The sequence below is a fragment of the Nocardia sp. NPDC006630 genome (genome assembly GCF_040611495.1).
Lineage (GTDB): Bacteria > Actinomycetota > Actinomycetes > Mycobacteriales > Mycobacteriaceae > Nocardia.
Map to the genome: position 1 here is coordinate 336140 of NZ_JBEXOK010000001.1, position 12858 is coordinate 348997.

A 12858-nucleotide genomic window follows, 5' to 3' on the forward strand; every position below is an offset into this window, starting at 1 on the left:
TTTCACCGGGGTGTGAATGACAGCGGTCCAACTCGGACTGTGCAGGGCTTCCAGCTGGCGCTGGGGAAACGAAGACGCCCCGGGTGATATCACCCGGGGCGTCTTCTTGCTGTATCGAGCCGGACACCGGAGCCGCGGTCCTATCCGGACCGCGGCAGTACCGGAATCAGCGGCGGCGCTTGGACTTCGGCGCCTTGTCCTGCTTGGACTGGCCGCGAGCGGCCTCGCGACGCTCGCGGCGGGTGCCGGAATCGCCGTTGCCGTACTCGTCCTCATCGCTGTGGGCGACCGCACGGCCGTCCTCATCGGGACCCGAGTAGCTCAGCGCCCGGGGCGCCGAATCGCCGATGCCCTTGGCGCGCAGCGCCGCCGGCGCACCATTGGCGGCCGGGACGGCCTCCTCGGTGGGCAGCGGGCGATTGCCGACGGGCGACTGCAGGCCCGCACCGACCGAAACCCCGGCGGGCTGCGGCTGCTGCACCTCGACCTGCAGGTTGAACAGGAAGCCGACCGACTCCTCCTTCAGGCCCTCCAGCATGGCGGCGAACATGTCGAAGCCCTCGCGCTGGTACTCGACCAGCGGGTCGCGCTGGGCCATGGCACGCAGGCCGATGCCCTCCTTGAGGTAATCCATCTCGTAGAGGTGCTCACGCCACTTGCGGTCCAGCACCGACAGCAGGATCTGGCGTTCCAGATTGCGCATGCTGCCTTCGCCCGCGAGCGAATCGATCTCGTTCTCGCGGTTCTCGTAGGAGCTGTGCGCATCCTCCAGAACGGCCTCGAGCAGATCCTCGCGGGAAAGCTCGCCGACGTCGCCGCCCGCGGTCTCGCCGGTCAGCTCCTTGTAATCGATGCCGATGGGGTACAGCGTCTTCAACGCGGACCACAGCTTGGCGAGATCCCAGTCCTCCACATAGCCCTCGGCGGTGGCGCCGTTGACATAGGCGGTGATCACATCGGTGATCATCTCCTGGACCTGACCCTCCATATCCTCACCGTTGAGGATGCGGGCACGCTCGGCATAGATGACCGTGCGCTGCTGGTTCATGACCTCGTCGTACTTGAGGACGTTCTTGCGGATCTCGAAGTTCTGCTGCTCGACCTGGGTCTGCGCGGACTTGATCGCACGCGAGACCATCTTGGCCTCGATCGGCACATCGTCGGGCAGGTTCAGGCGGGTCATGATCGACTCGAGGGCCGCGCCGTTGAAGCGCCGCATGAGCTCATCACCCAGCGACAGGTAGAAGCGGGACTCGCCCGGGTCACCCTGACGGCCGGAACGACCGCGCAGCTGATTGTCGATACGCCGCGACTCGTGCCGCTCGGTGCCGAGCACGTACAGGCCGCCGGCCTCGATCACCGTCTCGGCGTCTTCGGCGGTCTGCTCCTTGACGCGCTCGAGCGCGGGCAGCCAGGCCGCCTCGTACTCCGCGGGAGTCTCGACCGGGTCCAGGCCCTGACGGCGCAGCAGGATGTCGGCGATGATGTCGGCATTGCCGCCGAGCACGATATCGGTACCACGACCGGCCATATTGGTGGCGACGGTGACCGCGCCGGGCCGACCGGCCTCGGCGATGATCTGCGCTTCCTGCTCGTGGAACTTGGCGTTCAGCACCGAATGCGGGATACCGCGCTTGGTCAGCTGCTTGGACAGGTACTCCGAGCGCTCGACCGAGGTGGTGCCGATCAGCACCGGCTGGCCCTTCTCGTGCCGCTCGGAGATATCGTCGGCGACCGCGGAGTACTTGGCTTCTTCGGTCTTGTAGATGAGGTCGGACTGGTCGACGCGGACCATTTCCCGGTTGGTCGGGATCGGCACCACGCCCAGGCCGTAGGTCTGGTGCAGCTCGGCCGCCTCGGTCTCGGCGGTACCGGTCATACCGGACAGCTTGTCGTAGAGCCGGAAGTAGTTCTGCAGCGTGATGGTCGCCAGCGTCTGGTTCTCCGGCTGGATCTCCACGCCCTCTTTGGCCTCGATGGCCTGGTGCATGCCCTCGTTGTAGCGGCGCCCCACCAGGATTCGGCCGGTGAACTCGTCGACGATGATGACCTCACCGTCGCGGACGATGTAGTCCTTGTCCTTGTTGTACAACTCCTTGGCCTTGATGGAGTTGTTCAGGTAACTGACCAGGGGCGAGTTCGCGGCCTCGTACAGGTTGTCGATGCCGAGCTGATCCTCGACGAATTCGACGCCCGCCTCGTGCACGCCGATGGTGCGCTTCTTGATATCGACCTCGTAGTGCAGGTCCTTCTTCAGCAGCGGGGAGATGCGCGCGAACTCCGCGTACCACTTCGAGGAGGCGTCCGCCGGGCCCGAGATGATGAGCGGGGTGCGGGCCTCGTCGATGAGGATCGAGTCGACCTCGTCGACGATGGCGAAGCTGTGCCCGCGCTGCACCAGATCATCCAGCGAGTGGGTCATATTGTCGCGCAGGTAGTCGAAGCCGAACTCGTTGTTCGTGCCGTAGGTGATATCCGCGTGGTACGCCACCTTGCGCTGGGCCGGGGTCATACCGCCGAGGATCACGTCGACCTCGAGGCCGAGGAAGCGGTGCACCCGGCCCATCCACTCGGAGTCGCGCTTGGCGAGGTAGTCGTTGACCGTGACCACGTGCACGCCCTCGCCGCCGATGGCATTGAGGTAGGCGGGCAGCACACAGGTCAGGGTCTTGCCCTCACCGGTCTTCATCTCGGACACATTGCCGATGTGCAGGGCGGCGCCACCCATGATCTGCACCTTGTAGTGCTTCTGGTTGAGCACACGCCAGGACGCTTCCCGGGCGGTCGCGAAGGCCTCGAGGAGCAGCTCGTCGAGGGATTCCCCGTCGGCGTAGCGCTCCCGCAACTCACCGGTCTTGGCTTGCAACTCGGAGTCGGACAGCGCCGTGAACTCCTCGTCCAGGGCGATGACTTCATCCGCCAGGTTCGCAAGGCGCTTGACCGTGCGACCTTCACCAATCCGTAGCAACCTCGAAAGCGACAGCGCAGGCACGGGTCTTTTCAGTCCTCTGGTCGGTGGTCTTCGGTACGCCCCCCTAGGCGGGAAAGCAGTGCGCGTAGGACGCGCGCACTGCCATGGTAATGCGCGTATCTGAGTAGGGGCCGTGTGGACGTGCCCCAAACTGCCGGGGCCGCGGGGCCGCCGGAGCGATGAGAAGGCAAATAACCACCGATTGCTTTGTCGCGGAACTTGTTTCGGGAGGCTGGCGTACGATGTACGAAGGCCAGGGGTGCGGAGGCTTGCGCCCACATCCCGGCCGGGGGCCGTCGACGGCGACGCGAGCACACGGGCAGTGGCGCCCGGATCGTTCCCCCAGGTCATCGGATTGCGATAGCTTGCCACTCAACCGGCGCGCGCCGCCGATGTCTCGGCGGGGGGGACACCATTGCGGACGCAGGCAGGGATTTCAGGGAGTAGCGGGCAGCGTGATCACGAGACTGACGCCGCAGGACACAGCGTTCTACCGGCTCGAATCGAGCAGCAACCCGATGCATATCGGTTCCCTCGCCATTCTGCGCAATTCGGTTCCGTCCGGAAATTCCGGCCATCCGCCGCTCGATTACGACGGTCTGGTGTCGCTGGTGGAATCGCGTTTGCCGATGGTTCCGCTCTATCGGCGCAAAGTACGCGAAATCCCGTTCACGCTGGGCCGCCCGGTGTGGGTGGACGATGCGCATTTCGACATCACCTATCACGTCCGCCGGTCCGCGCTGCCGGAACCGGGCACCGACGAACAGCTGCTGGACCTGGTCGCGCGGCTGGCCTCGCGCCCGCTCGACCCCACCCGGCCGCTGTGGGAGATGTACCTCGTCGAGGGCCTCTCACAGGGCCGTTCGGCGCTGTTCACCAAAACGCATTCGGCGCTGGTGGACGGTGATTCCGCCCTGGAAATCGGACATGTGATCCTGGACACCTCGCCCGCGCCCCGCGAGGTCGCCGACGATGCCTGGATCGCGCATCGCGAACCCCCCGATCTGGAACTGCTCATCGGCGCGGTGCTGCACCTGGCCACCCAGCCGCGCGAGGCCCTCGAGGTCATGCGCCATCACGGCGCCGAGGCGTTCGCGGTGGTCGACGCCACCGGCAAGGCCGTGCAGAAGATGGTGTCCATGCTGCGGACGGCGGCGCTGGGCGCACCGGACAGCCCGCTGAACACCCGCACCTCGCGCAATCGCCGGGTGGAGGTGGTGCGCACCGATCTGGAGGACTACCGCAAGATCCGCAAGCGGTTCGACTGCTCCACCAATGACGTCATCCTCGCCGTGGTCACCGGCGCGCTGCGCAATTGGCTGCTCTCACGCGGGCAGGTGCTCACCGAGGCCGATGCGCTGCGAGCGGTCGTGCCCATGTCGGTGTACGCGGACGGGGCAGCGGCGAAACCGGCGGGCGAGGTCACCTCACTACTGGTGGATCTGCCGGTGGGCGAACCGAATCCGGTGATCAGGCTCTCGCACATAAAGCACGCCACCGAGGCGCACTCCCGGCATCAGCTGGGCGTGCAGGCCCGGACGCTCGTGCATATGGCCGGTTTCGCTCCGGCGAGCCTGCATGCCATGAGCGTGCGGTCGGCGAGTACTTTTGCAGAGCACACGTTCAATCTGGTGATCACCAACGCGCCGGGTCCGCAGCAGCCCATGTACATCGGCGGCGCGCGGATGCTGGAGATGTACCCGGTGTCGCCACTGCTGCGCTTTCAGGCTTTGAGTATCGGGCTCACCTCCTATGACGGGCGGGTCTTCTACGGACTCACCGCCGACCGCGACGCAATGGCCGATATCGCGGTGCTGACCGCTTCGGTGCACGAGTCGATGGAGGAGATGCTCGGTGCCTGCGTCCAGTGAGTCGTCCGGCGTGTCGAAGAAACTGCGGGTGTACGTACCGGCCACCGTGCCGATGCTGCGGGACCTGGTCGCGGACCGGGAGATCCGGGTCATCAATGACACCGCTTTCGCGGTGACTCCGGCGCTGCGCGAGGCGTACGCCTCCGGCGACGACGACGAACTGGCCGAGGTCGCCATGGGCGAAGCCGCCCGCGCCTCGTTGCGACTGCTGGCCGAGGATCAGGCCGCGGCCGACAATGACGGCGACTCGGCCGACGATTCCGATGCCACGCCCGCGCGCGGTCCCGTCTTCCGGCGCGCGGTCATCGCCGCCGATGTGGACGATGCCACGCTCCGGCCCGATCTGGACGATGCCGTGGTGCGGCTGTCGAGCGCCATTCCGTACGACCGCATCGCCTCGGTGCATGTGGATCTGGCGGAGGCCGAACCCGAGGTCGCCAAGGCGGTGGATGTCATCGATGCCGCCGATATGGGCGATCCGGATGCCGAATTCGTGCTCGGCGATGCCGAGGACCACCAATTGGCCTGGTACGCGGCACAGGAACTGCCCTTCCTGCTGGACCTGCTGTAACCCGCCGGAGCTCCCCGCCGAAAACATGCTCTGATGACGGATTGTTGTCGCCGACGGCACCGTAACCTACGATGCCGTAACCTTGCTGTGACACCGTGCGACGAGCAACGACGGCAAGCCGCACGACGCGAGCACCGGGCAGCGACGAAGCTGCGCCACGGAGCCTGTGACCCCTCGCGGGTCGCGCATGAACACCCTGCGCCACGAGCGCACGACGAACAGGAACGTCCGGAAAATGGCATCGAAGACTGGGGGATTCTCCGTGCGGGGACTCCGGGAATGGCTGGAGGCGCCCGTCGCCGAAGGCGCGACCGCGGGACGCACCAAGCTGAACGCCCTGCGCGGCGCGGCGGCGCGGATCACCACTCCCCTGCTGCCGGACGATTATCTGCACCTGGTGAATCCGCTGTGGTCGGCGCGCGAACTGCGCGGCCGGATCGTGGCGGTGCGCAAGGAGACCTCGGATTCGGTCACGCTGGTGATCAAGCCGGGCTGGGGTTTCGACTTCAAATTCTCCCCGGGGCAGTACATCGGCATCGGCGTACTGGTCGAGGGCCGCTGGCACTGGCGGTCGTATTCGCTGACCTGCCCGCCGGATTGGACCGATCCCGAACACAAGGCCAAGCGGCTCATCTCCATTGCGGTGAAGGCCATGCCGGAGGGTTTCCTCTCCAGCCATCTGGTCAACGGCGTCGCGGTGGGCAGTGTGGTGCGCCTGGCCGCACCGCAGGGCGGCTTCGTCCTCCCCGAGCCGCCGCCGGCGAAGGTGCTGTTCCTGACCGCGGGTTCGGGCATCACCCCGGTAATGGCCATGCTGCGCACCATGGACCGGCGCGGTGTGGTCCCGGATGTGGTGCATGTGCACTCCTCGCGCACCGCCGATGACGTCATGTTCGGCAATGAACTGCGCGAATTGCACGACAGGCACCCGAGTTTCACCGCCGATCTGCACTTCACCGGCGAGCACGGCAAGTTCGCACTGGCCGCTCTGGACGAGCGGGTGCCGGACTGGCGCGAGCGCGACACCTGGGCCTGCGGCCCGATCGGCATGCTCGACGAGATCGAAAAGCATTGGGCGGCGGCCGGAATCCCGGATCAGCTGCATGTGGAGCGCTTCGAGATCGAGCGCTCGGCCACCGGCGAGGGCGGCACCGTCACCTTCGCGCGCGCGGGCCGCAGCCTCGAGGTCGACGGGGCCACCACGCTGTTGCAGGCCGGCGAAAGTGCGGGCGTGCAGATGCCTTTCGGCTGCCGAATGGGCATTTGCCAGACCTGTGTGGTCACCGTCACAGAGGGTCACGTACGCGATCTTCGCAACGGCAATGAGCGCCGTGCGGGCGACAAAGTGCAGACCTGTATCTCGGCGGCGGCGGGCGATTGCACGCTCGATGTATGAAGCGCGTATGAACAACGAATCGTGCGGCCCCCTGTTTCCGAAGAGCCGCTACCCTCGATAGCAGTCGAGCCTGACCGCGGCCCCGATCGGGGCCGCGAATCCGCCACTGTGGCGTGAAGGCGTTCAACCACGGAAGGATCGCCGGTGGCAATCACCGACATCAAGGCGTTCGCCCATCTCACCGAGGCGGATATCGAGACCCTGGGTCAGGAGCTCGACACCATTCGACGCGACGTGGAGCTGTCCCTCGGGGAACGCGACGCGAAGTACATCCGCCGCGTCATCCGCGCCCAGCGGGTGCTGGAGGCGGCGGGGCGCGCCACGCTGTTCGGCAGCCGCAATCGCTGGGCCTGGCTCGCGGGCACCGGCCTGCTCTCGGTCGCCAAGATCATCGAGAATATGGAGCTCGGGCACAACATCAGCCACGGGCAATGGGATTGGATGAACGATCCGGAGATCCACTCCACCAGTTGGGAGTGGGATATGACGGGTGCGTCGTCCCAGTGGAAGCGGGCGCACAACTACTCGCACCACACCTATACCAACATCCTCGATATGGACGAGGATCTGGGCTTCGGCATTCTGCGCATGACGCGCGACGAAGAATGGAAGCCCATCAATCTGGCGCAGCCGTTCGCGAATCTGGTGCTGGCGGCCCTGTTCGAGTGGGGCATCGCGCTGCACGATCTCGATGCCGCCAAGAGCCAGCTGGGAATTCCGAAGGACCAGTGGTTCTCCGCGCCGACCAAGGATTTCCTGCGCAAGGCGGGCAAGCAGGTCGTCAAGGATTTCGTGATCTATCCGGCGCTCACCGGTCCGGCGTGGAAGTCGACGCTGAAGGCGAATGCCTCCGCCAACCTGATTCGCAATCTGTGGGCGTACGCGGTCATCTTCTGCGGCCACTTCCCGGACGGCGCACAGAAATTCACCGAAGAGCAGTTCGAGAACGAGACGCAGGGCGAGTGGTACCTGCGGCAGATGCTGGGCAGCGCCAATTTCGAGGCGGGCCCGGCCATGGCGCTGATGAGCGGCAATCTCAGCTTCCAGATCGAGCATCACCTGTTTCCGGACCTTCCGAGCAATCGGTACGCCCAGGTATCGGTGAAGGTGAAGGAGCTGTGCGATAAGTACGACCTGCCGTACACCACCGGATCGATCGGTAAGCAATACCTGTTGGCGTTCCGCACGATTCACAAGCTGGCCCTGCCGGATCAATTCCTGAAGCGCACCTCCGACGATGCGCCGGAGACCTCGTCCGAACGTAAGTTCGCGGGCGTCACGCTGCCCGCCATGCCGTCGCTGCCGGCCGGTAGTGAATGGCTGGCCGAGCACAATTGGGCGGGCGTGGACCCGGTGACGGGTGAGCGGCGCGGGCTGCGTTCGGCGCTGCAGGAGGCGAAGGTGGCGCTCAAGGAGAAGGCGCTGCACGAGAAGGCCGTGCTGCGTGAGGCCAAGGCCTCGCTCCAGGAAAAGGCAAGGCAGGAAAAGGATTTGCTGCAGACGAAGGCGGGCCGCGAGCGTCGGCTGTCGCGCATTCTGCGGCGCAGTCGCTAGCAGATGCACATGTCGAACGCAATGCGGCGTTCGACACGTTACGGATTCAACTGTTGGAAACCTACGGAGCCGTAACCTTCGGTACAGTAACCTGCATGGCGATCTCGGATGTCAAGGAATACGCACACCTCACCCCGGAGGATGTCGAGGCTATCGGCGCGGAGCTGGATGCCATCCGCCGCGAAATCGAATCTTCCCGGGGTGACAGCGATGCCCGCTACATCCGAAATGTGATTCGTTTACAGCGCGGCCTCGAAATCACCGGCCGCGGAGCGCTTTTCTTCAGCCTGTTCCCGCCCGCCTGGTTCGCGGGCGCGGCACTGCTCGGCACGGCCAAGATCATCGAGAATATGGAGATCGGCCACAACGTCATGCACGGGCAGTGGGACTGGATGAATGATCCGGAAATCCACTCCACCCAGTGGGAATGGGATAACGCCGGCCCGTCCGAGCACTGGAAGATCACGCACAACTTCCTGCACCACAAGTACACCAATGTGCTCGGTATGGACGACGATATCGGCTACGGCCTGCTGCGCGTCACCCGCGATCAGCGCTGGAGCCCGTTCTACCTCGGCCAGCCGCTGTACAACCTGCTGCTGCAGAGCTTCTTCGAATACGGCGTCGCCATCCAGCATTTGGAGCTCGGCAAGATCGCCAAGAAGAAGTGGGCCAAGGACAGCCCCGAATGGAAGCAGTTCGAAGCCGACCGCACCCTGGTGCTCAAGAAGATCGGTAAGCAGGCGGGCAAGGATTACCTGCTGTTCCCACTGCTCACCGGTCCGGCCTTCTTCGGCACGCTGACCGCGAACCTGACCGCGAATGTGATCCGCAATGTGTGGACCAATGCGATCATCTTCTGCGGCCATTTCCCCGACGGCGCCGAGAAGTTCACCAAGGGCGATGTGCTCAATGAAACCCAGGGCGAGTGGTACCTGCGGCAGATGCTGGGCAGCGCCAATATCTCCGGCGGCAAGCTGCTGCACTTCATGAGCGGCAATCTCAGCCACCAGATCGAGCACCACCTGTTCCCGGATCTGCCGTCCAACCGGCTGAAGGACATCGCGGTGCGGGTGCGGGCCATGTGCGACAAGTACGACCTGCCGTACACCACCGGTTCGCTGCCGGTGCAGTACTTCAAGTCCTGGCGCACCATCATGAAGCTGTCGCTGCCGAACAAGTACCTGAGCCGCAGCACCGACGACGCTCCGGAAACCAAGTCGGAGAAGGTCTTCGGCGGCCAGGCCAGCATCGATCCGGCCACCGGCGCCCGCCGCGGCCTGCGCACCGCCCTCAAGGAGGGCCGTCGCCGCATCACCCGCCAGCCCGCCCTCGTCGGCTGAGCCACTGAACCACCCGAAGCGCCCCCGCTGAATTCAGCGGGGGCGCTTCGGCGTACCGGGCGGCATCTATTGGGCGGGCTGCCAGGTAGGGCCGCGGCGGGGCCTGGTTCACTGGACGCCGTGTGTGCTGAAGGTCCGATCGCCCCTGATGAATGTCTGAGCGTCTACGACGCCATCCGCCTGCGCCGCGATGTGCGCGCGGAGTTCACCGGAGAGGTCGTGGACGACACCACGCTGTTGCGCATTCTCGATGCCGCGCATCGGGCGCCCAGCGTCGGCAATTCGATGCCGTGGGATTTCATCGTCATTCGTGATCCGGCCATGCTGTCGAAGTTCGCCGATCATGTCGCCGGCAAGCGCCGCGAATTCCAGGAGGCGCTGCCTTCGGACCGCTCCGAGACCTTCAACCCGATCAAGATCGAGGGCATTACCGAATCCGGCACCGGGATCGTGGTCACCCACAATCAGGCGCGCGGCGGCACCCATGTGCTGGGCCGCGCGACGGTTCCCGAAACCGGCATCTACTCCACCATTCTGGCGATCCAGAATCTCTGGCTGGCCGCCACCGCCGAGGGCGTGGGCGTCGGCTGGGTGAGCTTCTATGACACCCCGGTCCTCGCCGATCTGCTCGACCTCCCCGACCACATCAAACCGGTCGCCTGGCTCTGTGTCGGCCCCGTCGACGAATTCCAGCAGATCCCCGATCTGGAACGCTTCGGCTGGCGCACCCGCCGCCCCCTCGAATCCGCCGTCCACTGGGAGCGCTTCACCCCTTCCGAATGACCGAAACCCCCGCGCCTGCAATGGCATTCGGGGGTTTCGAGCGCGCGGCCGCGTGATCTCCACGCGCGGTGGCCGAGAATCAGTGCGCGCCTGCGGCATAGGCCGAGCCCGCGCCCGCCGCCGCGCCGATGCCCGCGCCGATCGCCGCGCCACCCGCTGCGCCGATCGCGACGGGGATGGCTTCACCGGCGGCGAAGCCGAGTGCGCCACCCGTCACCGTGCCGACGGGGACGCCCGCGGCCTCACCGAGGGCCGCACCGACACCAGCGCCGGCGGCCACTCCCGCGGTACCACCGGCAATGGCTCCGGCGACCACCCCGGCGGGACCTGCGGGCAGACCCGCGATGCCACCGACGACTGCGCCGGGGAGTGCTCCCGCAACACCACCGACGACCACGCCCGCCGCCGGGCCGACAACGGCTCCGGCTGCCGCCCCGACGGGTGCGCCGATCGCGGCGCCGACCACACCGGTCGGGAGTCCGACAACTCCACCGGCGACGCCGCCCGCGACCGCGCCGACACCGGCGCCGATGAGCGCGCCGGTCCCGGCGGCGGCGCCCATGCTGCTCAAAGTCTGGACCGGGATGCCGGTCGTGGGATCACGCGGAATGTCGCTGACCGCGGCGGCGGGTTGCGGCTGGTCGACGGTCGCGGCACTCGCGGTGCCGGCGCCCGCGAGGATCACGCCGGCGGCGACGGGAAGAGCGATGGCACTGGTGTAGAGAGCCTTGCGGATACGCACGTGAATCAATCCTTCATCTCCGGCGATGGCCGTTCGCCCGCGGAAGGCAAGCCATCTGGTCAATTGTTCAGTTTCATCTCAGAAACTATTGAAATACCGCTTGACCAGCCATGATGTGGACCACAAAGACTCCCGACTCACCGATTCGGAAAATTGCGTCACGCAACACAATCCGCATGAAAGTGACCCGGGGCACGGTGCCCCGGATCAGATATCGAAAAGCCCGCCGCATGCTGATTCGCATGCGGCGGGCCGGAAGAAACTGGGTAGGGGCCTAGACGCGCTCGAGAACCGCGGAGGCGCCGATGCCGCCCGCGGCGCAGATGCCGAGCAGGGCGGTGGATTTGCCGGAGCGCGCGAGTTCATTGGCCATGGTGGTGACCATGCGCGCGCCGGTCGCGCCGAAGGGGTGGCCGAGGGAGACCGAGCCGCCGTGCACATTCAAAGTGGCGGGGTCGATTTCGCCTACGGCGGTATCCCGGTCGAGGCGGGTCTTGGCCCATTCGTCGCTGGCCAGGGCCGAGACGACGGACAGGGTCTGGGCGGCGAAAGCCTCGTGGATATCGACGAAATCGATGTCGGCCAAGGACAATCCGGCCTTGTCGAGGGCGCGGGGCATGGAGATGGCGGGGCCGATGAGAACCTGGTCGCGCGGGTCGACGCTGACAAAACTCCAGGAGCGGAAGGCCGCCAGGGGTTCGAAGCCGAGGGCGCGGGCCTTCTCCTCGCTCATGAGCAGGACCGCCGAGCCGCCGTCGGTGAGCGGGCTGGCATTGCCGGCGGTGACGGTGCCGCCCTTGGCGAAAACCGGTGCGAGCGTGGACAGTTTCCCGACGCTGGTGCCGGGCCGCACCAGGCCGTCACGATCGACGACCTTGCCCTCGGGGGTGGTCACCGAGAGCACTTCGCTGTCGAACCGCCCGGATTCGATGGCCGCGGCGGCACGGTGATGCGAGCGGGCCGCGAACTCATCCTGTGCGGCACGCGAAATACCGTGGATGCGCGCCATTTTCTCGGCGGACTCACCCATGACCTCGCCGGTGGTCCGCTCCTCGATCTTCGGACGGCGCGGCACCAGATCGATGAACGGCGCCAATTGCGCTGCGGCCGAGAGGTAGTCCTTCGCCTTCGGCTTACCCAGCGCCAGCGGCGCGGCGGCGTGCACGATCTTCTGCGGCAGCTTCACCTCGGCATTGCTGGTGGAGTCGCTGCCTCCGGCGATCATGATGTCGTATTCGCCGCGCTCGATGGCCGCGACGGCGGAGGTGATGGCCTGCAAACCGGACGCGCAGGCGCGAGTGACGGTGTAACCCTCACAGCCCGGGTCCAATTGGAGATCCAGCGCGATCTCACGCGCGATATTCGGTGCGCCACTGGGGAGAATCACCCCGCCCCACACAATGGCCTGCACCTCCCCCTTCGGCAATCCGGTCCGCTCGAGCAGCCCGCGCACAGCCGTATCGGCGAGGTCGATGGAATCCATTCGCGTGTAGTCACCGAACGCCCGGACGAACGGCGTCCGCACACCGGACACGATGACAGCACGGCGAGCACCCTTGGTAGCCACGCTAGACCGCCTCCCCGAAACTTTGGCGGGCCACTGAGAGCCCCGAAACCTGCGTTGCCG

Annotated in this window: 9 protein-coding genes; 6 read left to right on the forward strand and 3 right to left on the reverse strand. The window is 66.1% G+C overall.

The features are described 5' to 3' along the window. Positions 1-166: 166 nt before the first annotated feature. Positions 167-2992, reverse strand: a complete 2826-nt coding sequence (gene secA, locus ABZX86_RS01565) for a preprotein translocase subunit SecA (protein WP_355118927.1) — start codon at positions 2990-2992, stop codon at positions 167-169. 434 nt (positions 2993-3426) lie between these two features. On the opposite strand from secA, the gene ABZX86_RS01570 reads away from it, so the two are divergent. The 6 genes from ABZX86_RS01570 (at position 3427) to bluB (ending at position 10489) form a co-directional block, all read left to right on the forward strand. Further along, positions 3427-4842 (forward strand): wax ester/triacylglycerol synthase family O-acyltransferase, encoded by a 1416-nt coding sequence (locus ABZX86_RS01570; protein WP_355118929.1) that lies wholly within the window; start codon positions 3427-3429, stop codon positions 4840-4842. Positions 4843-4894: 52 nt separating this feature from the next. After that, the gene (locus ABZX86_RS01575) at positions 4895-5413 is read left to right on the forward strand and encodes a hypothetical protein (RefSeq protein WP_355119797.1); all 519 of its coding nucleotides are present in this window, start codon (positions 4895-4897) and stop codon (positions 5411-5413) included. Positions 5414-5648: 235 nt separating this feature from the next. Further along, the gene (locus ABZX86_RS01580; RefSeq protein WP_355118930.1) at positions 5649-6809 is read left to right on the forward strand and encodes a ferredoxin reductase; all 1161 of its coding nucleotides are present in this window, start codon (positions 5649-5651) and stop codon (positions 6807-6809) included. A 144-nt stretch (positions 6810-6953) separates the two neighbouring features. Then, positions 6954-8363: a fatty acid desaturase gene (locus tag ABZX86_RS01585; RefSeq protein ID WP_355118932.1), complete on the forward strand. Its 1410-nt coding sequence runs from the start codon at positions 6954-6956 to the stop codon at positions 8361-8363. A 95-nt stretch (positions 8364-8458) separates the two neighbouring features. Continuing rightward, positions 8459-9706, forward strand: a complete 1248-nt coding sequence (locus ABZX86_RS01590; protein ID WP_355118934.1) for an acyl-CoA desaturase — start codon at positions 8459-8461, stop codon at positions 9704-9706. Positions 9707-9862: 156 nt separating this feature from the next. After that, positions 9863-10489, forward strand: a complete 627-nt coding sequence (gene bluB / locus ABZX86_RS01595; RefSeq protein ID WP_355119799.1) for a 5,6-dimethylbenzimidazole synthase — start codon at positions 9863-9865, stop codon at positions 10487-10489. A gap of 79 nt (positions 10490-10568) precedes the next feature. Here bluB and ABZX86_RS01600 read toward each other — a convergent pair whose 3' ends face one another. Beyond that, positions 10569-11231 (reverse strand): hypothetical protein, encoded by a 663-nt coding sequence (locus tag ABZX86_RS01600; protein ID WP_355118936.1) that lies wholly within the window; start codon positions 11229-11231, stop codon positions 10569-10571. Between the two features lie 274 nt (positions 11232-11505). Continuing rightward, on the reverse strand, positions 11506-12798 hold the full coding sequence (locus ABZX86_RS01605) for an acetyl-CoA C-acyltransferase (RefSeq protein ID WP_355118938.1): 1293 nt from the start codon (positions 12796-12798) through the stop codon (positions 11506-11508). Positions 12799-12858 lie beyond the last annotated feature (60 nt).